The following is a 25816-nucleotide window of genomic DNA, read 5'->3' on the forward strand; positions in this document are numbered from 1 at the left end:
GAAATGGTGCCTGGGAGCGTAAAAAGATTGCAATTTTTGCTGTCGCCCCAATGAAGGGTGGTAAGCTGAATCAAACATCGTCAGAGGATTTTCTATGACCCTGATACCTGAAGAGTCCGTGCAAGAATACCCGCTGTTGCCACTGAGAGATGTGGTGGTGTTCCCGCACATGGTGGTGCCGCTGTTTGTGGGTCGAGAGAAGTCCATACAGGCACTGGAAGCGGCCATGGAGGGCAACAAGGAAATCCTGCTGGTGGCCCAGAGAGATGCGTCAACGGACGAACCAGGCCCGGATGATGTGTTTGCCATGGGTACTGTAGCCACGGTATTGCAAATGCTCAGGTTGCCGGATGGCACTGTTAAGGTCCTGGTGGAGGGCAACGCCCGTGCAACCATTACCGGCATCGCTGATGACGAGTATCTCGCCGGTACGGCCATGCTGATGGATGAGGACTCGCTGCCGGCCAAGGAAGAGGAAGTACTGGTCAAAACCCTGATGGACGAGTTCGAGAAGTACGTGAAACTCTCCAGGAAAGTGCCCTCGGAAGTCTCTAATGCGCTGACCGGCATCAATGAGCTTGAGCGCCTCGCAGATACCATGGCGGCTCATCTGGAACTGAAGATTCCCGAGAAGCAGGAACTCCTCGAAGCCCTCGAGATTCGTCAGCGCGTTGACTTGCTTCTGGGCAAGCTGGACGGCGAAATTGATCTGATCGAGGTCGAAAAACGCATCCGCGGCCGCGTCAAGAAACAGATGGAGCGCAGTCAGCGGGAGTACTATCTCAATGAGCAGATGAAGGCCATCCAGAAGGAGATGGGCAGCCTTGGTGAGGGCAACAACGATTTTGAAGAGCTTGAACAGAAGCTGGAAGAAGCCGGCCTGCCCGAAGAAGCTCGCAAGAAAACCGAAGCGGAATTGAACAAGCTCAAAATGATGTCACCGATGTCTGCGGAGGCAACGGTTGTGCGTGGTTACATCGACTGGATGCTTGCCATTCCGTGGAAAAAGCGCAGCCGGGTTCGTCACGACATCGAGAAGGCCCGCGACATTCTGGATGAGGACCACTACGGTCTGGACGAAGTCAAGAAGCGGATTCTGGAGTATTTGGCTGTCCAGAGCCGCGTAAAGAAAGTGAAGGGTCCGGTTCTCTGTCTGGTAGGTCCTCCCGGTGTTGGTAAGACGTCTCTTGGCCAATCGATCGCCCGCGCAACAAATCGCAAGTACACGCGTATGGCGCTGGGTGGCGTCCGTGATGAGGCGGAGATTCGTGGCCATCGCAAAACCTATATCGGGGCTTTGCCGGGCAAGTTGCTGCAGAAGCTGTCCAAGGTGGGGGTGAAGAACCCGCTGTTCCTGTTCGACGAGATCGACAAAATGGGCATGGACCATCGCGGCGACCCGGCATCAGCGTTGCTGGAAGTGCTCGACCCGGAACAGAATCACACCTTCAACGACCATTACCTGGAGGTCGACTACGATCTCTCCGATGTGATGTTTGTGTGCACGTCGAACTCGATGGACATTCCGCCGGCGCTGCTGGACCGCATGGAAATTATCCGTATTCCCGGGTACACCGAGGACGAGAAGGTCAATATTGCGCTGAAGTATCTGTTGCCCAAACAGGTCAAGGCCAATGGCCTGCGGAAAAACGAACTGGACATGCCGGAGCAAACGCTTCGTGACCTGATTCGCTATTACACTCGTGAGGCTGGCGTACGCGGCCTTGAGCGTGAGATCGCCAAGATCTGCCGTAAAGTGGTGCGTGATCATGTTGAAAGCGGTGACAAGGCCTCTGTGACGCTCTCGCCGGAGATGCTGGAAGACTATTCTGGTGTCAAGAAGTTCAAGTATGGCCTGGCCGAAGAGAAGAACCAGGTTGGACAGGTGACGGGTCTTGCCTGGACCCAGGTTGGTGGTGAGCTGCTGACTCTTGAATGTGCACTGACCAAAGGCAAGGGGCGGGTGGTCAAGACCGGCTCCCTGGGCGATGTGATGCAGGAGTCAATCCAGGCTGCCCTGACAGTGGTCAGAAGTCGTGCGTTGGGATTGGGTATCAGTGACGATTTCCATGAAAAACACGATCTGCACGTCCACGTTCCTGAGGGTGCGACGCCAAAAGATGGTCCTAGCGCCGGTATCGGCATGTGCACGGCACTGGTTTCTTCATTGACCCAGATTCCGGTTCGGGCCGATGTGGCGATGACCGGCGAGATCACCCTGAGGGGGCGCGTGCTGGCCATCGGAGGCCTCAAGGAAAAGCTTCTGGCGGCCCATCGAGGCGGCATCAAGACGGTGATTATCCCGGATGAAAATGTTCGAGATCTCAAAGAGATACCGGAGAATATCAAGGAATCACTGGATATCCGACCTGCAAAATGGATTGATGAGGTGCTGGACATTGCACTGGCCTATCCGCCCGAGCCACGTGCGGAAGATTCGTCCTCGAAACCGGGTGCTGGTACTCCCCGTGACGATGACGGCGACGCGGCTGAGCGCATAAATACACATTAAACCCTCGTTGTATTGTTGACATGCGAGAGAGCCCATTGGTATAACTGTTTCGCCGTGAAGCAGCCAATATCAAGGGCTCCCGCGCAGTTAGTGCCTATTCCGAACGCCGGTTAGTAACCGAAAGGAATAAAAATAGTGAAGAATGGAATTCTCTGACCGCTTATGCGATAGTCGGGAACGTCCAGGAAACAACAAACCAACCTATAACATCTTCAACCTGAAATCGAAGGGGTTTAGTGTGAACAAGTCCGAACTGATCGATGCAATTGCAGAATCCGCAGATATCTCCAAAGCCGCTGCTGGCCGTGCTCTGGATGCCATGACCACCTCTATCACCGGTGCCCTTAAAAAAGGCGATCAGGTAACCCTGATTGGTTTTGGTACTTTCTCTGTTAAAGAGCGTGCCGCTCGTACTGGCCGTAACCCGCAGACGGGTGCCGAGATCAAGATCCCGGCCTCCAAAGTGCCTGGGTTCAAGGCAGGTAAGGCCCTGAAAGACTCCGTTAAGTAACGGACTCTTTCATCTGGCAATGTCCGGGGTTCCCGGTCATTGTCGGAGCGGTTGGTCCGGTGGCGATACCGCTGCCAGCCTGCTCCAGATGAATTCAAGGCGCATTCCTGAAAGAATGCGCCTTTTTACGTTAAGAGACCCTCACAGACTTTGATTAGGGATCCGGGAGAGACATGCTTCAAGATATTCGGGAAAATGCCCAGGGCACCATTGCCAAAATCATCATTGGCCTTCTGATTGTTTCACTTTCGATCTGGGGAATGGACGCGATTGTCGGTGGTTTTTCCGGCGAGCCTGAAGTGGCAACGGTCAATGGGGAAGACATCACCGAGAGGGAATTCCTCCGGGTTGTACAGATCGAGAGTCAACGCCGCCTGTCCGAGATGGAGAATCCGGATCCGTCGTTGCTGGATGAAGATCAGGTACGTCAGGATGTTCTCGATGCCCTGATCCAGCAAAAAGTGATGACCCTGAACGCCGAAGACCAGGGGTTGGAACTCTCCGATGCCGATATTGACTCCCTGATCACTCAGATGCCCCAGTTCCAGGTGGACGGTACCTTTAACCGCGACCGGTTTGTCTCTGCGGTCAGGAATATGGGAATGGGCGTTGCCGAGTTCCGCGAAACCATGCGGAAGCAGTATGTGGTTAACCAGATCCGTGCTGGTATCTCTCAAAGCGGCGTAGTGACGGATGAAAATGTGGCCCAGTTGCTGCGCATCCAGAACCAGACCCGTGACTTCCGTGTGACGACGCTCTCTGCAGACGCTGTGAGCGATCAAGTGGAGGTGACCGAGGCCGATGTGGAAGCGTACTACGATGAGAATCAGGACGCCTTCAAGCTGCCTGAGAGCGTGGATGCCAATTACATCGTTCTGTCATTGGCAGCACTTGCCGAAACCATCGATGTCAGTGATGACCAACTGCGAGACTATTATGAACAGCGGTCCTCTGAGTTGGCCCGCGAAGAACGACGTGCCTCACACATCCTGATTGAGGATGGAGAGAACGCTGAAGAGACCATGGCGACGATTCAGGAGCGTCTGACAGGCGGTGAGTCGTTTGCAGCGCTGGCTGAAGAATTCTCTGTGGATACGGTTTCCGCAGAGCAGGGGGGCGATCTGGGTTTTGCTGAGCGCGGTGTCTACGATCCGGCCTTCGAAGAAGCTCTGTTTGCACTTGAAGAAGGGGAAGTATCCGATCCGGTGTCCACCAGCTTCGGTGTTCATCTCATCAAGCTTGAGGACGTGCAGAAAACCGAAGCACCCCCATTGGCAGAGCTGGAAGATCAACTCCGCCGTGAGCTTGCCCAGCGTGAGGCCACCGAGCGTTTTGCCGAAGTTCGCTCAGAGCTTGCGGACCTGGCCTATGCGGCTGACGATCTGTCCGGCCCTGCAGAGGAGCTGGGCCTTGAAGTGCGGGAAAAGAGTGGTATCACCCGGAACGGGGGTGAAGCGCCCTTTGATCACGCGGGTCTGATCCGCCAGTTGTTTTCCGAGGATGTATTGACCGAAGGCTTTAACACCGAGCTCATTGACGTCGGCGATAACATGTCCGTCGTGGCTCGGGTGGGTGAGTACCAGGAAGCACAACAGCAGCCGCTTGAAGAAGTGGCCGATGAAATCCGTGCGGCGCTGACCAGTCAGAAGACTCGCGAAGCGCTCAGCGAGCGTGCTGACGCGATCATCGCTGACCTTGAATCAGGCAAGAACATTGAAGAGTTGGCGCTTGAGGAGTGGCAATCCTATGAGGATCAGCCCAGGAGCAACTCAGAGCTCGGTGGTGCTGTCATGTCCCAGGTGTTTTCACTTCAGCGCCCTGGTGATGGTGGCAATGTCTACGGCTCGGTGGTGTCCAATGACAGCGCGACCATCGTGGCCCTTGATGCGGTTAACGAGGGTGACGTGAACCGGGATGGTGGTGAATTCCGGCAGCTTCGCGGTTTCCTCGCGTCACTTGAGGGGCAGCGCGAGTATCAGGCATATCAGCAGTTCCTCAGGGAGAACGCCGAAATAGAGCGGCCGTAAACAAAAAGGCACCCGTTATCGGGTGCCTTTTTGCACTGCACGAGAGGCCCGGGCAACGTCCCGGGCTTTTTTAGTTGTGCGCCAGGCATGGCGCGTAGCGCCTTGACGGGCGCTGTTCCGGTACAGGTGGTGCTGGCCGGATGACTTGGGGGTGCAAGTCCCCTGTGGACCCGGCAAGGGGAACCACTAGCCGGACGGCAAGGGTGTCCATCGTGAGATGGAATCTGAAGGAAGCCGCAGGCAAAGCACTGGCCTGACGAACAGAAATCGCATATGAGGCGGTCACACCGGGTAAGGCGTCAACTATCGTCAAAGCCCTGTACTTGCACGGAAGGTGTGGACGTAAATGCGGCTGGCATAAGTGTGAAGGTCACGCGTCTTACCCTGGGAAGTCTGGTTCTCTGCCGCTGTGCTACTCACTTCGCGAGAGGTGGGGATGGGGAGCCAGAACTCAGCCGAGGTCATAGTAGGTGCGTTACCGCGTACTGAAGGACCGAACATGGTTGGCCGTTAGTAGACGGTGAGTTCTCGTGATGTGCTTATGAAGACAGAAGCGACCCGGATGGGTCAGGGCATTCAGGAAGGGGTTGGGCGGAACCCGGCAGGTACTGAGGCCCGTGTCGAGGCAGGCGCGGGGGCTCACCCGTGGACGAACGCGGAGCCGAACGCGCTGATGGAGCAGGTGCTTGAGCGCCCGAACCTGATGCGTGCGTATCAGCGGGTGGTGTCCAACAAAGGGGCGGCTGGCGTCGATCAGATGCCGGTAACAGCCCTGAAGGGCCACCTGCAACAGCATTGGCCAACACTGCGCGAGCGGCTGTTGGCCGGAGACTACCATCCTCAACCGGTACGCCGGGTCAGCATCCCCAAGCCGCAAGGCGGGGAACGGATACTGGGTATTCCGACGGTGCAGGATCGCCTGATCCAGCAAGCACTTCACCAAACACTGAGCCCGATGCTGGAGCCGACCTTCTCGGATCACAGCTATGGGTTCCGCCCCGGTCGAAGTGCCCACCAGGCGGTCAAGGCGATGCAGCAACACATCAACGACGGCCACCGCTGGGTGGTCGATCTGGATCTGGCCCAGTTCTTTGACCGGGTCAACCACGATGTGCTGATGAGCCTGCTGGCTTGTCGCATAGCCGACCGGCGGATACTCACCCTGATCCGGCGTTACCTGCAAGCCGGCATGCTCGAAGGAGGACTGGTCAGCCCGAGACGGGAAGGCACGCCGCAAGGCGGCCCCCTGTCGCCCTTGCTCTCTAACGTGCTCCTGACCGAACTGGATCGGGAGCTGGAGCGGCGGGGACACCGGTTCTGCCGCTATGCGGACGACTGCAACATTTACGTCAGCAGCAAAAGATCCGGCGAACGGGTGATGGCCAGTATTACCCACTTCCTGGAAACGCGCTTGCGCCTGAAGGTGAATACGGTGAAAAGCGCCGTGGACCGCCCCTGGCGTCGGAGCTTTCTGGGTTACAGCGTGAGCTGGCATAAACGTCAGGTCCGGTTGAGAGTCGCGCCCAAAAGCCTGAAGGCCTTCATGGCCAAGCTTCGCCCCCTGCTGAAACGGTCACGGGGACAGTCGTTGACGACCACCATCCGGAACCTGAACCCGGTGCTGAGAGGCTGGGCAAATTACTATCGCCTGACCGCCTCGAAGCGTTCGGTCGAAGCCCTGGATGGCTGGATAAGACGGCGGCTTCGCCTGATCCTGTGGCAGCAGTGGAAGCGGACCCGCACGCGGGCCCGCAACCTGGTACGGCTAGGCTTGACTGAGATAAGGGCTTGGAGGAGCGCGACCAATGGTCGTGGACCCTGGTGGAACAGTGGCGCGACTCATATGAACGCGGCCCTGCCTAAGAGGGTATTCGACCGTCTGTCTCTGGTAAGCTTGCTGGATACGATGACTCGGCTTCAGAGCCGACCATGAACCGCCGTGGTACGGAACCGTATGCCCGGTGGTGTGAGAGGACGGGGGAGGTAACTCCCCCTCCTACTCGATGGCCTCGTCGATGTAGATTTCGGGGGTCTCCCCGCGTACATCGAAGTAGAACCCATAGGTACCGGTCTCGGGCGGGGTAAAGCGGAAGTTTTCGAAGACCGCGGAGCAATTAGTCTTTACCGGTTTGTTCAGCTGGACATCTTTGTCTTCTTCCGACAGATAGCCGCAATTGGTGCCTGACGTCCAGTTGGCATCACCAAACTTGAACTCGTAGGGTTGCCCGTCAGCCTTGAGTTCCACTTCCGTGCGATAGAGCCCGTTGTCCACTTTCTTGACCTTGTATTCCGGCAGTGCATCCCACCAGGCAAATTGCCCACGTAGATACAAGGATTTGCTGTAATCGCGTTCACCACCGGTGGTGGCACAACCGGCTGTGATGGCCATAACCGAGGCCAAAGCCAGCGTTGTGAGTTTCCTGTTCATGATTGTCTCCTTTATGGTTGCTGGCCCCATGGGATCTGTTCCTCCACGGGGCCGCCAGGTGCCGTTGTCAGCGGCCTTATCGATTGAATACAGCCACTGACAGGGCGGGTACCGTGAAGGTGCCGTTCGCTGCCGCAGCGGTCTGTTCCGGGGAGGTGTCCGTCATCACTGAGAAGACCTCGTTAAGGCTGGTGTCCAGTGCCTGTTGGGTCCCTGTGCTGTTGATCACCACGACGATCTGATTCACGTCACTGTCCAGATCGGCCAGGCCGTTGTCGGGGCCATCGTCCAGACTGAAGGCGATCACGCCGGGTACCTGACTGGGGCCGGTGTTGTGGAACGACAGCCGTTCACTGACCTGTTCAGCGGTGCGTAGACGGAAGAGCTCGCTTTCGCCACGAACCGTCAACAACTTCTCGACCTGCTCGCGGGTGTAGTCGATCTCGCTTGGCGTTGGGCCGGCCTGGAACTGGCCGATGATCTCGGTGATCAGGTCCCAGTTCGCGCCGTCCTTGTCCTGACGGGGCAGGCCACGATTCCAGGCGGTTTCCTGGTAACTGAAGTCGACTTCATTAAACCAGTCCCCGGAATCGTAACTGTCCCTTTCCATGGATTTGGAACGCAGCAATTCCGAGCCCATATGGATGAAGGGAATGCCCTGGCTGAGAATGGGGACGGAAAGGCTCACCACCTGCATCTGGGCACGTTCCTGAAGCGTGGCGGCGAAATCCGCCTTGTACTGGTTGTTGTCCCAGAGCGTCTGGTTGTCGTGCTTGGAGACGTAGTTGATGATTTCCTGGGGATCGCTGGTATACCCGGCATTCTGACCGTTGTAATCGATCTCTCCGCCGGTTCTGGTGGTGCCATCAGCGGTGACCAGTGAATAGTCGCTCAAGCTGCCGGCAATGCCAACACGGATCCAGTCGCTGATCTGCAGTAGTCGAGTTTTCTCAGCGTCGCTGCCGCTGTTTCGGTCGTTGGGAATGCTGAACAGACCATTGCTGAAGCCCTGGTTGGCGCGCAGTGCGTCGCCGCCATCGAAGGGGGCACCACCACGTACGGCGTCACGCAGGCGGTCGTTGAAGGAGCCGATGCCCGTTCCGGCCATGTTCGGCTGGATGGCGTTGACACCACGAGCGTTATCGGCGACTTCACCGAAGTTCCAGCCCTCACCGTAGAAGTAGGTGTCTGGATCGACTGCAGTTACGGCGGCCAATGCCTTCTCCATATTCGACAGCATGTGATGCCCCATCAGATCGAAGCGGAATCCGGAAATGCCGTACTCCGATGTCCAGGTGACCAGGGAGTCGATCATCAGTTTTTCCATCATCCGGTGCTCGGACGCCGTATTTTCACAGCAGGTTGATTGCTCAACGACACCGGTTTCGGGGTTCTGGCGGTGGTAGTAGCCGGGGACCAGTTTGTCGAGGACCGACTTGTCGGCAAGCCCAGAGGCGTTGGTGTGGTTGTAGACCACATCCAGGACCACGTTCAGGCCCAGATTGGTGGCGGACTGCACCATTTCACGGAATTCCCGTATCCGGGTTACGCCGTTGGCATCGGAGGCATAGCTGCCCTCGGGAACGGTGTAGTGGACGGGGTCATAGCCCCAGTTGAAGCTGTCGAGGCCACGAAAAGTGCCATACAGCGCCTGGGCGTCGCCGGTTGTCGGGTCGAAGGATGCCAGGACCGTGCGGATGGTATCGCCACTGCCGCAGAGGTCCGCATAGTTCGCTGCGGCTTCGTCGGACAGGTCGCACAGTTTGCTGAAGTCGTCGTTGATATTGACCACCTCGGCCGGGTCTTCGTTGATCGTTGCGATATCGAAGGACGGCAGCAGGTGGAGGTGGGTGATGCCAGCGTTCGCCAGGCTTTCCAAGTGGGTGACGCCATCGCTGGTGGATTCCGTAAAGGCGGCGTACTTGCCCCGATTGGCCGCTGCAACGGTTTCGTCGGTGGCGCTGAAATCGCGAATATGGGTTTCATACACCACGACATCCTCGGGTGCCTGCACTGTCGGTGGGGTCAGGCTGTCCCAGTTGGCCGGTTTCAAGTCGCTGTCAGCCAGGTCGACGACCTGCGCATACACCCCATTTTCGGAAAGGCTCAGGGCATAGGGGTCCGATGTCATAGTGGTTTCGATGGCATCGGTACGGGGGTGGTAGACCGTCACTTCATACTGGTAGAACTTACGGTCGACATCGGTGGTATTGCCGGTATGCCTCCAGACACCATTCTCCCGAATCATGTCTACCGGATAGCCGCTCACCATGCTGCCGTCGGCATTGAACACGTGCAGGCGCATGCTCTGGGCGGTTGGGGCCCAAACTGCAAACCCGGTATCGGCGCCGCTAACGGTAGCGCCCAGAGTGCCGTCATAGGCATAGAGATCGTCGAGCACACCCGGGATCTGAAGGCGGGTAGCCGATATCAGCTCATCATTGCCATTGTAGGCGCCGGCAATCAGTTGGCCGCGCAAAGCGTCCATTTTGGTCTGACTGTCTGTGTCCACGCTATAGGCCGGCCAGCCCGCAAGATGGGGGAATGCCTCTTTCAGATCTGGCGAGAGGGTGGTTGCGCTCAGCTCAATAGCGGTGCCCCCGTTCAGAGTTTTATCGGAGTCATCGACAGTGATGCCGGCGCCAGCGTCATATCGAAGTTCGACTCGGGTTGCCGAGGCGGTGTCGGCAAAAACAAGCGTATTGGCATCCAGCCAGTGTGCCTTGGCGCCGTCGACGGCCAGTTCCTCGGCTTCGATCGGGTCGGGGGAGAGCAACTGACTGCCGCTGATCGTGAAGATCCGATTGCCCAGGGCGCCAAAATGCCAGCGTTTATCATTGTCACCCAGGTCTTTCTCATCACCCTTGTGCATGATGAAGTTCATGCAGTCTCCGCCATCGCGCATGGGAATGATGTAATAGGCGCCGTAGGTGTCGTTCACACCACTGGAGGTGTGTGGGTCGGTCCACTCGGTAGGCACGCCTTCCGCCAGGCCATCGCAACCGGCTGCGGTGTCGTTCCAGAGATGGAGCCCCCAGCCGTCGTAGTCGCCGGCGGGGCGTTTGTAATAGAGGATGGCTTCGTTGTCGCCGGGTTCCAGCAGGGCGGTTGAGTCGTCGTTTCCACCGTTGTTGCCGGAATCGGGTGAAGAGTTGCTGCTATCGGAGTTACAGCCGACAAGGGCCAGGGAGAGTGCCAGGGCCCAGCCGCCGGCAACCCGTTTATGGTCAGGCATAACGTGTATCCTTTTGCCATTGTTTTTGTTTGGGGTGTTGCCTGCGAACCGGCAGGACCTGTACGCAAGCGTCACACGGTCATAGTTGCGCGAAGCGATTCGGCACACATCCTTCGGCAACGGACTTTTGCAGGCGTAGTCCGCGGGGCGTACGGGGAGTAGAAAGTAAAGGGAGAGCGCACAAAAAAGGCCGGCTGAAAAGCCGGCCCAAGGAGGTCCAACGAGAGTGTGTGGGGTTTAGAGCCTTACCACCAGGTTTCGATCTGGGCACCGATCTGGATGTCGCCATCGATGCCCTCACTGCGAGCGGCTTCCGCCTGATCGCCAAAGAACGCTGCGGCGTAGGCGCGGATCACCGGGCGTGCCCAGTAACCGGGACCGGCACTCCACTGCTGCGCAATGGCTACCTTCTGCAGATCGGTCTCTTCGTCGTTATAGGGCTGGTGCACGTCCTCGTAGCCAATTTCCAGAGCCGTGCTGGTCACGGAGTTCCAGTTGTAGATCGGGCGAGCAACAACGCTCAGGCGGGTGGGTTCTTCTTCATTGATCGGGCCGTAGGTTTCACCTTTGGAATACAGGGCGGAGTAGCCAAGCTCCCACGGGCCACCGAGTTTGATTACACCATGGTTCAGAACCCGCCAGCTCTTCTCAAGCGTACCGGGGTAGTAGGGCCCATTGAGGCTTGAATTGCCACCCTGGTTATTGAATGCTGCTTCGCCCAGTGAGTCGGTCGCATACTGCAGGACGAACTTGTTAAAGCCGCCCATAAAGCCCGTCGCAAGCTCAACGGTACCAAAGAAACCATCCTCGTCCATGATGTCGGCCGCTTCCTGCTCATCGGTCAGGTCGGCCATGCCATAGATGCCCGCCAGTGTCAGCGTGCTTTCGCCAACCGGGAAGGCGTAGCGCAGGTCCAGCTTGTTGTTCTGAACGATGGTGTTGCTTTCCTGCTTGTCAAAGTTGATCCATGCAGCGGAGAACTGGCCAGCACCGGCCTGAATGTTTTCAACGCCGGCACCGTAGCCGGAGTTGTTAATATAGTACAGGTCCAGCTGGTGCACGTCGTGACGCTTGTAGTAGCGCTTGCCAGCCCAGAGCGTGGCGCCAGGCAGAGATTCGATGACGTTAGTGCCGGACACGTAAAGCTGACGCACCGCTACTTCGCCGCCGCTATAGGGGTTGCCGTTGTTGTGAGTGGTTTCCTCGCCGGCAAAATCGACGCCGTTGACATCGTCGGCGCCGTCAAATGCCTGGTAGTCGTTACCCTGGTTGATGGCTTCGTAGGAAACCATGGAATCGAAGCGGAACGTTTTACCGTCCTGGCTGAAGAGCTGGTCGCCAAAGGCCAGTTCAGCATAAGTGTCGCATTCGTCTGCAAGGCGTCCGACAAAGTGGCCGTTGGCACCGCTACCGAAACAGGTTTGTTCCCCGCCACTGCTGGTGTTGGTGGAAAGGCCTGAGCGGGCGTAACCGTGGAACTCAACGGCGATGGCGGGCGTAGCCATGATGGCAGCTGTGACCGCAGCCGCAAGCGGGAGTTTGTTCGGGAAAAAGCGCTTATTGTTTTGCATCATCTGCATCCTGTGCTTTTTGTCTTTTTTGAATGTCAGGGAAGCGGAAGTTCCGACATCGTGTCGTGGACAGTCAGTTCCGGAACAGGCCTCCGGTTCCCTTGATTGCAGCTTCTGCCAATCAGACATTGGGAAACCGGATTTCATAGTCCTGTAACGGGTGGGGTAGTGCATCCTCCGCCCTGAAGAAAAAGGGGGGTGAGTTTTCAGGGGGAGGAGGGGCGTAGAGGGATGAGATGCTAAATCAGTGGTTTTGCTACCTTTAGACTGTGTGGTGCTCAGGTCGTCGGGAAGCGAGTTGGTTTCAGGCTTTCCTTGATTTTTTTAAGGTGGCCCAGGAAGTCTGCACCGCGCTTGAGAGTCACGCCGGTCGCGAGGATATCGATCACCGTCAGGTGAATAATGCGGGAGGACATCGGCATATAAACCTCAGTGTCTTCCGGCGCGGTTACCTCGATGACCACGGTGCAGACCTCCGCCAGCGGAGAACCGGGCATGGTGATGCCAATAACGGTAGCGCCGTTGGTGCGCGCATGCTGCGCAATCTCGACGGTTTCGCGGGTGCGCCCGGTGTAGGAAATCAGCACGATGACATCGCCCTTGGTGGCCCCCGCGGCAACCATGCGCTGCATCAGGGCGTCATCGTACGACATGACCGGGATATTGAAACGAAAGAACTTATGCTGGGCATCCATGGCAACGGGTGCGGAGCCGCCCATGCCGAAGAAGTTGATCTGCTTGGCCTGGATCAGATAGTCGATAGCCGACGCCAGTGCTTTTGGGTCAAGGGCCTGACGTGCCTTGTCCAGGCTGGCGATGGTGCTGAGCATGATCTTGTCGGAAAACTCTGCGACAGTGTCGTCGGGTTCCACATTCTGGCCAATATACGGTGTGCCAGTGGCAATGCTCTGGGCCAGGCGTATTTTAAAATCAGGAAAGCCGGTGGCTGAAAAGCCGCGACAGAAACGATTAACGGTTGGCTCACTGACGTCTGCTGCCCTTGCCAGAGCGGCAATGCTGTATCGGGTGGCGGCACTTGGGTCGCGAAGAATCGCTTCGGCAACCTTGCGCTCCGATTTATTGAGCGTGTCCAGTCTTAGCTGGATATCTTCGAGCAGGTTGTCATCGCGTTGCGCCTGGTTCGCAGCCATTTGGGATACTCCCTGAATCATCGGCGTTCTTGTGAAAATCCGCGCTGATTATAGCGTGTTTTTGGGAGGTTTGTGGTAGTAAAAGTGTCATTAATTCGAAAATATCCTTGGAAAACGTCATATTTGGTGTCATTATTTGCATAAAATTACTACATTGATGCCTCGAGTCGTGCAGTAGTGCGCTGCTGCATGAAAACAAAGAGAGAAGGAACCGATGGCTGATCCGATAAATACCCGCTGTGACCTGATGATGTTTGGTGCGCTTGGTGACCTGGCGCAACGCAAACTGTTTCCCGCGCTGTATCAGCTTGAGCGTGCGGGGCTGCTCCATAAGGGCACTCGTATTTTAGCAATCGCGAGAAACAAGGCAGACAGCAGCGAGGTTCGCAAGATCCTTCTGGGCAAGTTGAAAGAGCACGTCAAGAAAGTCGAATTTGACGCCGAGGTGGCTGAGCAGTTCCTGCGGCGCGTGGATTACCAGTTCCTCGATTTTGCCAACCCTGATGGCTACGGTGCCCTCAACGACTGGCGCAGCACTGAACCCAGCAACCTGATTGTCTACATGGCGACACCACCAGCCATGTACGGCGAGATTTCGCGTAACCTCAGGGCAAACAACTGCTGTGATCACAACACCCGGGTGGTTGTCGAAAAGCCAATCGGTCACGACCTGGAGTCGTCCAAGGTCATCAACGATGAGTTGGGCGAAGTCTACAACGAAAACCAATTGTTCCGTATCGACCATTATCTGGGTAAGGAAACGGTCCAGAACCTGATCGCGCTGCGATTTGCCAACAACCTCTTTGCCTCGCAGTGGGACCAGAATCATATTTCCCACGTCGAGATATCCGTGGCTGAGAGTGTAGGTATCGAAGGCCGATGGGGCTATTTCGACAAAGCCGGTCAGGTTCGCGATATGGTGCAGAACCACCTTCTTCAACTCCTGTGCCTGATCGCCATGGATCCACCGTCGGACCTGTCTGCAGACAGTATCCGCAATGAGAAGGTGAAAGTGCTGAAGGCGATGCGCCGCATCACTCCGGACATGATGGATACCCATGTGGTGCGCGGGCAGTACACCGCTGGCACCAGTGGCGGAAAGCCCGTGCCTGGCTACCTGGAAGAAGAGGGTGCGGCTCGCGGCAGCAAGACCGAAACCTTCGTGGCCCTGAAAGCCGAGATCGATAACTGGCGCTGGTCCGGCGTGCCGTTCTACATCCGCACGGGCAAGCGCCTGCCGGAAAAGCTGTCGCAGATCATTATTCACTTCAAGCCGGCGCCACACTACATCTTTGATCCGGATCAGAAGCACCTGGCGAACAATAAACTCATCATCCGCTTGCAGCCGGACGAGGGCATGTCCCTGCAAATTCTGACCAAGGACCAGGGTCTGGATAAAGGTATGCGCCTGCGCCAGGGGCCTCTGGAACTGACGTTCTCGGAAACCTTCGAAACCGATCGTATCCCGGACGCCTACGAGCGCCTGCTCTGGGAGGTCATGAAAGGCAATCAGTATCTGTTCGTCCGTCGCGACGAAGTGGAACACGCCTGGCAATGGGTTGACCAGATCATGCGCAATTGGGACGACAGTGGCGTGCCGCCAAAACGTTACGCCGCAGGTACCTGGGGCCCGGTTGCCTCCATCGCCATGATTACCCGTGACGGAAGGAGCTGGTATGAAGATGCGTGACCTGAACCTGCCGGAGTCGGTGGATGCGTATTTTTTTGATACCCCCAACGACACCGCAGTTGCGTTGGCGAATGCGGTCGCGAAGCACCTCTCGGAGCGGCTTCTGATCGCGCCGCGTGCCAGCCTTGTGGTGTCTGGTGGATCAACCCCGATGCCATTTTTCGAGGCCTTGCGGGAAAAGCCGCTGGATTGGGCGCGCATTGATGTATTGCTGGCGGACGAGCGCTGGGTGTCCGAAGACGATAAAGACAGCAATACCCGCCTGGTGCGGGAAAACCTGTTACAGGGCCCCGCCTCGGAAGCCCGATACCTGTCCCTCAAGCAGCCCGGCGATACGCCGGCCGAAGGTTTGGCGGCCGTGGAGTCGGCCCTGGAAGGGCTCCATCTGCCGCTGGATGTGCTGATCCTGGGCATGGGCAACGACGGCCATACCGCGTCACTGTTTCCCGATGCGCCGGAGTTGGATCAAGCCCTTGATACGGATTCGGCGGAAGTCGTGGCTCCGATGACGCCGCCTTCCCAGCCCCAGAAGCGAATTACGCTGACACTGCGGGCCTTGAGCCGCGCGGGTTTCACGGGGATGCACCTGAAAGGGGATGACAAGCTGAAAACCTTGCAGGCTGCCTGCAGTGATATCGGAAATATCCGCGAAATGCCCGTCCGCGCTTTCCTGAAACCGGGGCTGCAGGTTTATTGGAGCGCTTGAAGCTGTTTGCCCGAGATTTGTTATACCGGAGATATGTATGAACCAATTGTCTAATTTTCACCGCGAGCGCGTCCAGGCGGTCTTGAACGCTTCCCCGCTTGTTCCGGTGATTACCATTAACCACCCGGACGAAGCGCTGCCACTTTGCCGCGCCCTGGTTGACGGTGGCATCCGCGTGCTGGAAATCACCCTGCGTACGCCCCACGGCATGAAAGCCATCGAGCAGGTAAGGAAAGCCATCCCCGAAGCCTGGGTAGGGGCCGGAACGGTCACCAGCATTGCCCAATACCGCCAGGTCGAAGCCGCGGGCGCCCAGTTCGTAATCACGCCGGGCGTCACCGAGGCGATTCTGGAGTTCGGTGTTACCTCGGAAGCGCCGTTGCTGCCGGGCATTTCAACGATTTCGGAGCTGATGGTTGGCTACAACCTTGGCTACCGTGAATTCAAGTTCTTCCCAGCCGAAGTCGCCGGCGGTATCCCCGCCCTGAAGGCTTTCTCTGGCCCTTTCCCGGACGTTACCTTCTGCCCGACCGGCGGTATCCGCCGCAACACTGCCAAGGACTATCTGGCCCTTAAGAACGTCTCGGCCGTTGGTGGCACCTGGTTGACCCCTGGTGATGCGGTTGCTTCCGGTGATTGGGGGCAGATTTCTGAGATTGTTCGTGGGAGCCTTGGTGACCTTTGACCTGTGAGTTATCTGCGGGCTGTAGCCTGAGATATCGGGGTGTTCGCGGTTGGTGGCAGGGCCGTTCGGGAAACGCTACGAGCACATCCATGTGCGCTTGGAATTGGCCATCCTTGGCCAATTACATTCCCGAACGGCCCTGCCACCAACCGCTTGTTCCGGTCTCAGAGGTGTCTCCCTGGCTGCTTGAAGTGCTTTGAGTCAATGTTTTGCGTGAAGAAGAGGGAGGCTAGCTTTGGTCATTCCGGCGAATAACGCGTTGTAAACAAGAGTGTGGTCTAGCGATATCCGATTGGTCTAAGCAAGAGGCTGCGGGGCGGGGCTTCCCAAAATGTAATTGGCCAGGGATGGCCAATTCCAAGCGCACATGGATGTGCTCGTAGCGGTTTTGGGAAGCCCCGCCCCGCAGCCTCAAGGCACCAAAACCATCAGGCTACAAAAGACGACACCTCCCAATTCCCGTCTAGCGAATATCAGCCCCAACACGAACAATCTTCATAGTGTTCGTGCCGCCCTGGGCATTCACATAATCGCCCTTGGTAATCACCACCAGGTCACCCTCTTTGACGGCCCCCATCCGAACCAGTTCAGCCACCGCGCGCGAGTTTGTCTGCTCGGGCGGAATCGTCGCCGAATCAAAAGGCACCGTCTGTACGCCTCGGAACATCGTCACCCGATGCTGGGTAGAATGATTGCGCGAGAAGGCAAAAATCGGAAGGCTGGATTTGATGCGCGACATCAGCAGGGGAGTGGCACCGGTTTCCGACATGCAGATAATCGATGTCACACCGTCCAGGTGATTCGCCGCATACATAGCGGACAGCGCGATCGCCTCATCCACATGCTCCATGCTTTCATGGATGCGGTGCTTGGACTGATGCATCGACGGATGCTTTTCTGCGCCCATGCAAATTCGCACCATGGCTTCCACCGCTTCCGTGGGGTAGTCGCCGACCGCCGTTTCTGCAGACAGCATGACCGCGTCGGTGTAATCCATAACCGCGTTCGCCACGTCGGAAACCTCCGCCCGTGTGGGCATCGGGCTCTCGATCATCGATTCCATCATCTGGGTGGCGGTAATCACCACTGTGTTCAGGGCGCGGGCGCGATTGATGATGTGCTTCTGAACGCCCACCAACTCGGCGTCGCCAATCTCAACAGCAAGATCACCCCTGGCCACCATAACCGCGTCCGACGCATCGATGACCGCATCCAGAGCGGCGTTGTCGTGGGCCAGTTCCGCGCGTTCAATCTTGGCAACCAGGCGTGCTTCCGAGCCGGCTTCCTTCAGCAGGCGGCGGGCAACATGCATGTCTTCGGCTGTGCGTACAAACGACACTGCGACATAATCGGCACCCAGGCGGGCGGCGGTTTTGATGTCCTGCTTGTCTTTCTCGGTCAGGGCTTCGGCGGACAGGCCGCCGCCGCGCTTGTTCAGGCCCTTGTTGTTGGACAGGGGGCCGCCGATAAGAACGCGGGAGGAGATGCTGGTGCCGTCGACGGACTCGACCTCCATCTCGATGCGGCCGTCGTCCAGTACCAGGATGTCGCCTGGTTTGACATCTTCGATCAGCTGCTCGTAATCAATGCCGACGCGCTCTTCATTGCCGGCTTCCTTATCCATGCTGGCGTCCAGGATAAACTGTTGGCCGGCCTTGAGGGTCACCTTGTTTTCCGCGAAGCGCGCGATTCGAAGTTTCGGCCCCTGGAGGTCGGCGAGCAGGGCGACAAACCGGCCATTGGTGGCGGCAGATTCCCGCACCCGTCGGGCGCGTTGGATATGGTCCTCTGCGCTGCCATGGGAAAAATTCAATCTCGTAACATCGACACCTGCAGCAATAATGGCCGACAGTGATTCCGGTGAATCGGTGGCGGGGCCGAGAGTGGCGACGATCTTGGTGCGCCTTAGCATGGTTCCAGTTTCCTTTTGTTTTTCCGTGAAGCTTTCCGGTTGTGCTGGACGAAAGGGCGGACGAGCAAAGTTACTGGCTCGCCTTTTTCATCAGCGCCACAGCGTTATCGAGCATCCGGTTGGAGAAGCCCCATTCATTGTCGTACCAGGCCATGACTTTCGCGTGACGGCCCATGGCCCGTGTGTGATTGGCGTCGAAAATGCTGGACAGGGCGTTGTGGTTGAAGTCCACACTAACCAGTTTCTCTGCGTTGTAGCCAAGGACCGGGTTGTTTTCCGCTGCAGCTTTCACGACCTCGTTGATTTCTTCCACGGTGGTGTCGCGGCTGGCAATGAAGCCGAAATCCACCAGGGAAACGTTGATAGTAGGAACCCGCACGGCCAGTCCGTCAAGTTTTCCGGACAGTTCCGGGATCACCTTGCCAATGGCTGCGGCTGCACCGGTTTTTGTCGGGATCATGGACTGGGTGGCCGAGCGCGCGCGATACAGGTCAGAGTGGTAAACGTCGCTCAGTTTCTGGTCATTGGTGTACGAGTGGATCGTGGTCATCAGGCCACTCTCAATGCCAATTTTCCTGTGCAATGCTTCAACAACCGGTGCCAGGCAGTTGGTGGTGCAGGAGGCGTTGGAGATGATGTTGTGTTCGGCGGTGAGAACGTCGTCGTTGACTCCGTAGACAACCATCGCGTCGGCGTCAGAAGAGGGGGCTGAGATAATGACTTTGCGTGCGCCGGCCTTGAGGTGGCCCTCTGCCTTGTCACGGGCGGTAAACAGGCCAGTGCACTCGAAGACCACATCCACATGGTAGTCTTTCCACGGCAGTTCTTCGGGGTTACGGATGGCGGTGATGGCGATGTGGTCACCGTTGACGGAGAGTGACTCGGCATCGTGGTTCACAATGCCGTTGAAGCGACCGTGCACGCTGTCGTATTTGAGCAGGTGAGCGTTGGTTTCGGCGTCACCCAGGTCGTTTATGGCTACCACCTGAATCTGGTTTCGGTAGTCGTTTTCATAAAGTGCGCGGAGAACATTCCGGCCAATGCGACCAAAGCCGTTAATTGCGATACGAATAGTCATGTTCTGACTCCAGATTTGTCTGTTTATTGTTCGTTTGAGTGGGTAATGTAGTAAATATAACAACAAATAATGGAAAAATGAATGGATGACGGGTGAAAATAGCAAAAAAAGAAAGTAAACTTACGGGAATAAAAAAGTAATTAGATAACAAGTTTCAGGAGACCCACTATGCACCCGACCGTAGACGCGGTTACCAAGCGGATTATTGAGCGCAGTCGCGCCACCCGGCAAGATTACCTGGACAGGATGGGAGAGCTCAAAGCCCAGTCACCCCAGCGCAGCACGCTGTCCTGCGGCAACCTGGCTCACGGCTTTGCCGCCTGTAACCAGTCCGATAAAGACACTCTCAAATTCATGAACAAGGCCAATGTGGCCATTGTCTCCGCCTACAACGACATGTTGTCGGCCCACCAACCCTATCAGGACTTTCCGGATGTGATTCGCAAAGCGGCCAACGGAATGGGCTCGGTGGCGCAGTTTGCCGGTGGCACTCCGGCCATGTGTGACGGTGTGACCCAGGGCCAGCCGGGCATGGAGCTGAGCTTGTTTTCGCGCGACACCATCGCCATGAGTGCATCGGTTGCCCTGAGCCACAATATGTTCGATGCGACAATGTTGCTCGGCATCTGTGACAAGATCGTTCCTGGTCTGCTGATTGGGTCGCTTAGCTTTGGTTACCTGCCGACCATCCTGGTGCCGGCCGGACCCATGCCGTCAGGGCTTCCCAATAAAGAGAAGCAGCGTATTCGTCAACTCTATGCCGAGGGCAAGATCGGCAAGGACGAGTTGCTGGAGGCGGAGTCCCAGTCCTACCACAGCCCCGGTACCTGCACTTTTTATGGCACCGCCAACAGCAATCAGCTTCTGGTAGAGGTGATGGGGCTGCACCTGCCAGGGTCGGCCTTCGTAAATCCGGGAACGCCGCTGCGTGAAGCGTTAACCCGCGAGGCGACTGAGCAGGTTATCCGGCTGTCCAAACCCCACGGAGGCACGCTGGGCCTGGGCGATATGGTGGATGAAAAGAGTATCGTGAATGCGCTGGTGGCACTGCTGGTGACTGGTGGCTCCACCAACCACACCATTCACTGGATCGCCATCGCCCGGGCTGCCGGCATCATTATCGACTGGAACGACTACTCCGAGTTGTCATCGGCGGTGCCTTCCATGACGCGTATTTACCCCAACGGCCAGGAGGACGTGAATGCCTTCCACGAAGCCGGGGGAACGCCGTTCCTGATCCGTGAGTTGCTGAGTGCGGGCCTGCTTCACAATGATGTCGAGACAGTTGTGGGGTATGGGTTGGAGCAGTACGCACGTATGCCGGAAATGGAGAATGATAGGCTGGTGTGGAAGCCGGCGCCTGAAAAAAGTACCAAGCCGGATGTACTGAGTACAGCCACGGAACCCTTTGCGCCGGACGGCGGGTTGCGGGTTTTGGATGGCAATCTTGGCCGTGGCGTGATCAAGGTATCGGCCGTTGCGGAGGAGCACCGGGTTGTGAAGGCGCCGGCCGTTGTGTTCAATGACCAGAACGAACTCAAGGCGGCTTTTGATGCGGGTGACCTCAACCGCGATTGCGTTGTAGTGGTTCGGTTTCAGGGCCCGAAAGCCAATGGCATGCCCGAACTGCACAAGCTGACGCCGTACCTTGGTGTGCTTCAGGACCGTGGCTATAAGGTTGCATTGGTAACCGATGGTCGCATGTCCGGAGCGTCCGGTAAGGTGCCGGCAGCCATACACGTCTATCCGGAAGCGGCGAATGGTGGTGAGCTTTGCCGGGTGCGCAATGGCGACGTGATCAACCTCGACGCGGTGTCCGGCACACTGGAAATTGAAGTGTCGGCAGAGGAATTTGCCAGCCGCGAGGCAGAAAAAGCAGACCTGAGCAGTTATCATCACGGCCTGGGCCGGGAACTGTTTGGCTGGATGCGCAAAGCCGCCAGTAACCCGGAAGAGGGCGCCAGCTTTTTCTGGAATCACGACGCATGACCAAAGACAACTACTCGCTGGTAGGAGACATCGGGGGTACCAACGCCAGGTTTGCTCTCGTTCGCCCCGGTGACGTTACCCCTGAGGCTGTTGAAGTCCTTGCCTGCGGGGACTACGACAATGTTGATGCTGCCATCGTTGATTACCTTGCCCGCTGCGGCGTAGGGGAGGTGCAGGATGTCTGTCTTGCGGTAGCATCGCCCGTGCAGGGCACTCAGGTGCGGATGACCAACAACCACTGGCGTTTCGATAGCGAGGAGGTTCGCAGGCGGTTTGGCTGGGGCGCGTTCAAGGTGATCAATGACTTTACCGCCATGGCCCTTGGAGTTCCGCATGTCAGTGCCGATAAGTTGGTCCACGTTTGCGGTGGCCCGGGCAACGCGGCGCGTCCCCGGTTGGTTATCGGCCCGGGCACCGGCCTGGGAGTGTCAGGGTTGGTTCCATTGCAGCACGGATGGGTGCCGCTGGTGACCGAGGGCGGTCACGTGGACTTTGCCCCGACAGACGACACCGAGATGGCTATCCTGCGGATTCTGAAGGCCCGGTTTGGTCGCGTTTCCGTCGAGCGTATTCTGTGTGGTCAGGGTTTGCTGAACCTTTACCAGGCACACGCGGAGATACAGAGCGTGGCCGCCCCCCTGGATGCGCCGGAGAAAATAACCGCCGCCGCGTTGGATCAGTCCGACCTGCTTGCGCGCCATACCTTGCGGCATTTCTGCGAGATTCTTGGGCGTGTTGCCGGCAATGGGGTTCTGACCCTCGGTGGCACCGGAGGCGTTTACCTGTGCGGAGGCATTCTTCCCAGGTTCATCGATTTCTTCCTGGAAAGCCCGTTTCAGAATGGTTTCGAAGACAAGGGACGGATGCGGCCCCTGCTGGAATCGACGCCGGTCTACGTGGTAATGGAGGGGTATACCGGTTTGCTGGGTGCCGCCGAGGCGCTGGCTAACCCGGAAGTGTAATCCAACGATTGTTTCCAGGTTCTACATAGGTCTCTTGTTCTGGAGTGGTTGGCACATATGACCAGTCTTTATTCCCGGATGCCGTTTGAGGAGTTGGTGGCACGCGTGCGCCAGTGTCGGATTTGCGAAGCGCATTTGCCCCTCGAGCCACGCCCGGTAATCCAGATTTCGCAATCTGCCCGTTTACTGGTCGTGGGTCAGGCACCTGGGCGGCGCGTTCACGATACCGGCCTTCCGTTCAATGATCCCAGTGGCGACCGCCTGCGAGCATGGATGGGAGTTGATCGTGACACCTTCTACGATGAGCGGCAGTTGGCGATACTGCCGATGGGGTTCTGTTACCCGGGCACCGGGAAATCAGGCGACCTGCCACCTCGTCCGGAGTGCGCGCCGGCCTGGCGGAATCTGCTGTTGGAACGGTTGGAGAACATACAGCTCACCCTGGTGATCGGGCAATACGCTCATGCCTGGCATCTGCCCGGTCCGAAGGTGTCGGTTACGGATCGAGTGAGGCGTTGGCAGGAAGTGTGGCCGGAGGCGATCCCTCTGCCGCACCCAAGCCCCAGGAATAATCTCTGGTTGCGTCGGAACCCGTGGTTCGAAGAGGAGGTTATTCCGGCGCTACAACGTCGCGTTCGCGACGCACTCGGGTAGCGCCGGGTGACAGTTGGCGTCGGAAGAGTCAGGCGCTGCGGTGGAGGGCAACGGTTTGTGGTTTCGGTGTGGCCTGAGCGGAAAGGTATCTTTCCAGTTCGAGAACCTCTCCTTCAGTGGCATACAGTCCCTGTTTGGTGCGGCGCCAGAGGATATCTTCTGAAGTCATTGCCCATTCGTGCCTGATCAGGTATTCGACTTCACGCTCGTAGAGTGTGCCGGCAAACCGATAGCCCAGGTCCTGAATGGATTTCGCGTCGTCCAGAAAGTCGTAGGCCTTGGTGCCATAGGTGCGGACATAGCGGCTGTAGACCGCCTCGGGAAGCCACCGGTACTCGGCTGACAGGCGGGCCTCGAGGGTGTCGTGATTTTCGAAGTCGCCACCCGGCAAAGTGCCCCTCTTCGTCCATGGGCCGCGGGCCTGGGGAAAGAATTGGCACAATTTGTCCGTCGCTGCTTCCGCGAGTTTGCGGTAGGTCGTAATCTTGCCACCAAACACGGAGATGACCGGCGCCTTGTCCTTTTCCCGGCTGACTTCAAACGAATAATCACGGGAAGCCTTTTTGGCGTCTCCCTCCTCATCGTCCATCAGCGGGCGGACGCCCGAATAGGACCAGACTACATCGTTCTCCGTTAGTTGGCGTTTGAAATGGCCGTTGACGATATCCAGCAGATATTCGGTTTCTTCCGGCGATATCTTCGCTTTCTTCGGGTCGCCTTCATAATCCACGTCGGTGGTGCCCACCAGGGAGAACTCGTCTTCGTAGGGAATGACGAACACAATCCGTTCGTCCTCATTCTGTAGAATGTAGGCCTCGGTCTCCCGGTTCAGGCGGGGCACAACGATATGACTGCCCTTGACCATGCGGATGGTTTTCGGCGCTTTCATGGAAAGACTTTCGCTGAACAGGCTGCTTACCCAAGGGCCAGAAGCATTCACAATCACATTGGCCGTAACGTGGTGGACGCTGTCGTCGTTCATGTCCTGAAGTGATACGTCCCACGAATCCGTTCCGCGCTCGGCGTTGATGCACTTGGTTCTGGTCAGGATGGTGGCGCCACATTCCTGAGCTTTTTTGGCGGTCAGTACCACAAGCCGTGCGTCATCAACCCAGCCGTCTGAGTACTCGAAGCCCTTGGTGATGTCTGACTTGAGCGGGTCTTTCTCATCGAATTTGATCAGGCGCGACCCGGGCAGGATCTCACGTTTGGCGAGGTGATCGTAAAGAAACAGCCCGGTTCGGATCATCCATGCGGGGCGAAGGTGAGGGCGGTGCGGCAGCCGGAAGCGCATTGGCCACATAATGTGAGGAGAATTCCGCAACAGTGACTCTCTCTCTGCAAGGGCTTCACGCACCAATCGAAACTCATAATGCTCCAGGTATCGTAGGCCACCATGGATCAATTTACTGCTGCTGGATGATGTGGCTGAGGCGAGGTCATTCATTTCGCACAGTAGTACCTTGAGGCCGCGCCCTGCGGCATCCATGGCTATGCCTGTGCCGTTAACGCCGCCGCCCACAACGACAACGTCGAACTTGTTGCTCTCCTCGGTCATTTTGTGTCATCTCCTGCCGCCAAAGAAGGGACACTTCCGGCGCGCTTTCCGGTTTTCACAGAAACGTATAAATGTATTATGCGAAAGCAAAATATATTCGTAAAGGAAAATATAGAAAAAAAACGAAAAGACTGAGGCGCAAAAGAGCGGGGGCATTGTCAGGTGGTGACCGTAATTCGGTCAGATCGGTGGGAGGGTTTCAGACCAGGTGCAGTTCAACGTTATTCTCACGCAAAAGCTGGCGGATCTCGACGGGAGGTGGTTCGTCGGTAAACACATGATCCGCCTGGGCAATGCTGCCAAGTCGCACCATGGCATTGCGGCCAAACTTGGAGTGATCCGCCGCCAGCAGCACCTGGCCCGAGTTTTCGATAATGGACTGGGCGACCCGGACTTCCCGATAATCGAAGTCCAGCAGCGAGCCATCGCTATGGATGCCACTGATACCGATAATACCGAAATCCATTTTGAACTGATTGATGAAATCCCGGGTAGCTTCGCCCACGATGCCGCCGTCCCGGTTTCTCACTTCGCCGCCGGCGATGATGATGTGGAAGTCTTCCCTGGCCGAGAGAATGGATGCAACGTGAAGGTTGTTGGTGACCACCTGAAGGTTGCTTTTCTCGAGCAGGGCCTTGGCGATGGTTTCCGTGGTGGTTCCGATGTTGATGAATATGGAGGCGTTGTCGGGAATCATCTCTACCAATGCGTCGGCTATGCGTTCCTTGGCTTCCAGGTCCATGATTTTACGGGCTTGGTAGGCTGTGTTCATCGTGCTTGAATCAATGCCTGCACCGCCATGGTGTCGGCGCAGTTTTTTCTGGCTGGCCAGTTCGTTCAGATCCCGGCGGATGGTTTGCGGCGTCACCTTGAACTGGTCAACCAGTTGCTCGGTTGTCACGAAGCCGTTCTGCTGGATGAGCTCCATGATCAGGTCCTGTCGGCGTCGTTGTGCCATTCAACTCCCTCCGGATAAGCGTTTTTTCTGTAACGAACGAAATAGCGATTTCAAACCTTTTCTCAGTTTAGAGTGTTTTGCGCCTTTGTGCAGCATTCATAAGGGGTTGTGTGGCATGCGAGAGGTCCAGGCATATTTTCGTTTTCATAAATAGTTGGATTTTGTTTTCAAAAAAGTAAAAATACGAAC

General features: G+C 57.1%; 18 protein-coding genes. 10 read left to right on the forward strand and 8 right to left on the reverse strand.

Features of this window, described 5'->3' with window-relative positions; all coding sequences use genetic code 11:
- Nucleotides 1-94 precede the first annotated feature (94 nt).
- The 4 genes from lon (at nucleotide 95) to ltrA (ending at nucleotide 6983) form a co-directional block, all read left to right on the forward strand.
- Entirely contained in the window at nucleotides 95-2512 is a 2418-nt protein-coding gene (lon, locus tag R1T46_RS11725) for an endopeptidase La (RefSeq protein ID WP_317305470.1), read from the forward strand.
- Nucleotides 2513-2750: 238 nt separating this feature from the next.
- On the forward strand, nucleotides 2751-3023 hold the full coding sequence (locus tag R1T46_RS11730) for an HU family DNA-binding protein (RefSeq protein WP_036205867.1): 273 nt from the start codon (nucleotides 2751-2753) through the stop codon (nucleotides 3021-3023).
- A gap of 173 nt (nucleotides 3024-3196) precedes the next feature.
- Nucleotides 3197-5050, forward strand: a complete 1854-nt coding sequence (locus tag R1T46_RS11735) for a SurA N-terminal domain-containing protein (RefSeq protein ID WP_317305471.1) — start codon at nucleotides 3197-3199, stop codon at nucleotides 5048-5050.
- A gap of 541 nt (nucleotides 5051-5591) precedes the next feature.
- Entirely contained in the window at nucleotides 5592-6983 is a 1392-nt protein-coding gene (ltrA, locus tag R1T46_RS11740) for a group II intron reverse transcriptase/maturase (RefSeq protein WP_410797373.1), read from the forward strand.
- A 63-nt stretch (nucleotides 6984-7046) separates the two neighbouring features.
- On the opposite strand, the gene R1T46_RS11745 is transcribed toward ltrA, so the two are convergent.
- From R1T46_RS11745 to R1T46_RS11760, 4 genes are all read right to left on the reverse strand, one after another.
- Entirely contained in the window at nucleotides 7047-7478 is a 432-nt protein-coding gene (locus R1T46_RS11745) for a hypothetical protein (protein WP_075196280.1), read from the reverse strand.
- Between the two features lie 76 nt (nucleotides 7479-7554).
- Nucleotides 7555-10713, reverse strand: a complete 3159-nt coding sequence (gene pulA, locus R1T46_RS11750; protein WP_317305473.1) for a pullulanase-type alpha-1,6-glucosidase — start codon at nucleotides 10711-10713, stop codon at nucleotides 7555-7557.
- A 245-nt stretch (nucleotides 10714-10958) separates the two neighbouring features.
- A complete protein-coding gene (locus tag R1T46_RS11755) occupies nucleotides 10959-12284 on the reverse strand; it encodes a carbohydrate porin (protein ID WP_317305474.1) in 1326 nt (441 codons plus the stop codon).
- A gap of 278 nt (nucleotides 12285-12562) precedes the next feature.
- On the reverse strand, nucleotides 12563-13435 hold the full coding sequence (locus tag R1T46_RS11760) for a MurR/RpiR family transcriptional regulator (RefSeq protein ID WP_036205103.1): 873 nt from the start codon (nucleotides 13433-13435) through the stop codon (nucleotides 12563-12565).
- A gap of 214 nt (nucleotides 13436-13649) precedes the next feature.
- Between R1T46_RS11760 and zwf the strand changes: the two genes are divergently transcribed.
- The 3 genes from zwf to R1T46_RS11775 are packed head-to-tail and all read left to right on the forward strand — an operon-like array spanning nucleotide 13650 to nucleotide 16516.
- Nucleotides 13650-15125, forward strand: coding sequence for a glucose-6-phosphate dehydrogenase (gene zwf, locus R1T46_RS11765; protein ID WP_041335525.1), 1476 nt, complete (start codon nucleotides 13650-13652; stop codon nucleotides 15123-15125).
- Nucleotides 15112-15831, forward strand: a complete 720-nt coding sequence (gene pgl / locus R1T46_RS11770) for a 6-phosphogluconolactonase (RefSeq protein ID WP_407070144.1) — start codon at nucleotides 15112-15114, stop codon at nucleotides 15829-15831. The genes zwf and pgl overlap by 14 nt, the downstream gene beginning before the upstream one ends.
- 37 nt (nucleotides 15832-15868) lie before the next feature.
- Nucleotides 15869-16516, forward strand: a complete 648-nt coding sequence (locus tag R1T46_RS11775) for a bifunctional 4-hydroxy-2-oxoglutarate aldolase/2-dehydro-3-deoxy-phosphogluconate aldolase (protein ID WP_317305476.1) — start codon at nucleotides 15869-15871, stop codon at nucleotides 16514-16516.
- A 463-nt stretch (nucleotides 16517-16979) separates the two neighbouring features.
- Here the strand turns inward: R1T46_RS11775 and pyk are convergent, their stop codons facing one another.
- Complete coding sequence (gene pyk, locus R1T46_RS11780) at nucleotides 16980-18428, reverse strand: pyruvate kinase (RefSeq protein ID WP_317305477.1); 1449 nt, start codon at nucleotides 18426-18428, stop codon at nucleotides 16980-16982.
- A 70-nt stretch (nucleotides 18429-18498) separates the two neighbouring features.
- Nucleotides 18499-19506 carry a type I glyceraldehyde-3-phosphate dehydrogenase gene (gene gap, locus R1T46_RS11785; protein ID WP_317305478.1) on the reverse strand — a complete coding sequence of 336 codons (1008 nt, stop codon included), beginning with the start codon at nucleotides 19504-19506 and terminating at the stop codon, nucleotides 18499-18501.
- A 168-nt stretch (nucleotides 19507-19674) separates the two neighbouring features.
- Between gap and edd the strand changes: the two genes are divergently transcribed.
- Genes edd through R1T46_RS11800 form a run of 3 tightly spaced genes read left to right on the forward strand, consistent with a single transcriptional unit; the run spans nucleotide 19675 to nucleotide 23111 of the window.
- Complete coding sequence (gene edd / locus R1T46_RS11790; protein ID WP_317305479.1) at nucleotides 19675-21495, forward strand: phosphogluconate dehydratase; 1821 nt, start codon at nucleotides 19675-19677, stop codon at nucleotides 21493-21495.
- Nucleotides 21492-22457 carry a glucokinase gene (locus R1T46_RS11795; protein ID WP_317305480.1) on the forward strand — a complete coding sequence of 322 codons (966 nt, stop codon included), beginning with the start codon at nucleotides 21492-21494 and terminating at the stop codon, nucleotides 22455-22457. The genes edd and R1T46_RS11795 overlap by 4 nt, the downstream gene beginning before the upstream one ends.
- Before the next feature lie 57 nt (nucleotides 22458-22514).
- Complete coding sequence (locus R1T46_RS11800; RefSeq protein WP_317305481.1) at nucleotides 22515-23111, forward strand: uracil-DNA glycosylase family protein; 597 nt, start codon at nucleotides 22515-22517, stop codon at nucleotides 23109-23111.
- Nucleotides 23112-23139: 28 nt separating this feature from the next.
- Here R1T46_RS11800 and glpD read toward each other — a convergent pair whose 3' ends face one another.
- Together glpD and R1T46_RS11810 are read right to left on the reverse strand one after the other, a co-directional pair.
- Nucleotides 23140-24669, reverse strand: coding sequence for a glycerol-3-phosphate dehydrogenase (glpD, locus tag R1T46_RS11805; protein WP_317305482.1), 1530 nt, complete (start codon nucleotides 24667-24669; stop codon nucleotides 23140-23142).
- A gap of 199 nt (nucleotides 24670-24868) precedes the next feature.
- On the reverse strand, nucleotides 24869-25627 hold the full coding sequence (locus tag R1T46_RS11810; RefSeq protein ID WP_317305483.1) for a DeoR/GlpR family transcriptional regulator: 759 nt from the start codon (nucleotides 25625-25627) through the stop codon (nucleotides 24869-24871).
- Between the last annotated feature and the right edge of the window lie 189 nt (nucleotides 25628-25816).

This window comes from Marinobacter salarius (assembly GCF_032922745.1).
Classification (GTDB): Bacteria; Pseudomonadota; Gammaproteobacteria; order Pseudomonadales; family Oleiphilaceae; genus Marinobacter.

What these genes read in the sequence shown, in the direction of transcription:
- R1T46_RS11760 (WP_036205103.1), bottom strand. Translation starts at nt 13,435, where the DNA reads ATGGCTGCGAACCAGGCGCAACGCGATGACAACCTGCTCGAAGATATC.
- ltrA (WP_410797373.1), top strand. Translation starts at nt 5,592, where the DNA reads ATGAAGACAGAAGCGACCCGGATGGGTCAGGGCATTCAGGAAGGGGTT.
- R1T46_RS11800 (WP_317305481.1), top strand. Translation starts at nt 22,515, where the DNA reads ATGACCAGTCTTTATTCCCGGATGCCGTTTGAGGAGTTGGTGGCACGC.
- pgl (WP_407070144.1), top strand. Translation starts at nt 15,112, where the DNA reads ATGAAGATGCGTGACCTGAACCTGCCGGAGTCGGTGGATGCGTATTTT.
- R1T46_RS11810 (WP_317305483.1), bottom strand. Translation starts at nt 25,627, where the DNA reads ATGGCACAACGACGCCGACAGGACCTGATCATGGAGCTCATCCAGCAG.
- R1T46_RS11745 (WP_075196280.1), bottom strand. Translation starts at nt 7,478, where the DNA reads ATGAACAGGAAACTCACAACGCTGGCTTTGGCCTCGGTTATGGCCATC.
- R1T46_RS11755 (WP_317305474.1), bottom strand. Translation starts at nt 12,284, where the DNA reads ATGCAAAACAATAAGCGCTTTTTCCCGAACAAACTCCCGCTTGCGGCT.
- gap (WP_317305478.1), bottom strand. Translation starts at nt 19,506, where the DNA reads ATGACTATTCGTATCGCAATTAACGGCTTTGGTCGCATTGGCCGGAAT.
- pyk (WP_317305477.1), bottom strand. Translation starts at nt 18,428, where the DNA reads ATGCTAAGGCGCACCAAGATCGTCGCCACTCTCGGCCCCGCCACCGAT.
- R1T46_RS11735 (WP_317305471.1), top strand. Translation starts at nt 3,197, where the DNA reads ATGCTTCAAGATATTCGGGAAAATGCCCAGGGCACCATTGCCAAAATC.
- lon (WP_317305470.1), top strand. Translation starts at nt 95, where the DNA reads ATGACCCTGATACCTGAAGAGTCCGTGCAAGAATACCCGCTGTTGCCA.
- R1T46_RS11775 (WP_317305476.1), top strand. Translation starts at nt 15,869, where the DNA reads ATGAACCAATTGTCTAATTTTCACCGCGAGCGCGTCCAGGCGGTCTTG.
- edd (WP_317305479.1), top strand. Translation starts at nt 19,675, where the DNA reads ATGCACCCGACCGTAGACGCGGTTACCAAGCGGATTATTGAGCGCAGT.
- pulA (WP_317305473.1), bottom strand. Translation starts at nt 10,713, where the DNA reads ATGCCTGACCATAAACGGGTTGCCGGCGGCTGGGCCCTGGCACTCTCC.
- zwf (WP_041335525.1), top strand. Translation starts at nt 13,650, where the DNA reads ATGGCTGATCCGATAAATACCCGCTGTGACCTGATGATGTTTGGTGCG.
- glpD (WP_317305482.1), bottom strand. Translation starts at nt 24,669, where the DNA reads ATGACCGAGGAGAGCAACAAGTTCGACGTTGTCGTTGTGGGCGGCGGC.
- R1T46_RS11795 (WP_317305480.1), top strand. Translation starts at nt 21,492, where the DNA reads ATGACCAAAGACAACTACTCGCTGGTAGGAGACATCGGGGGTACCAAC.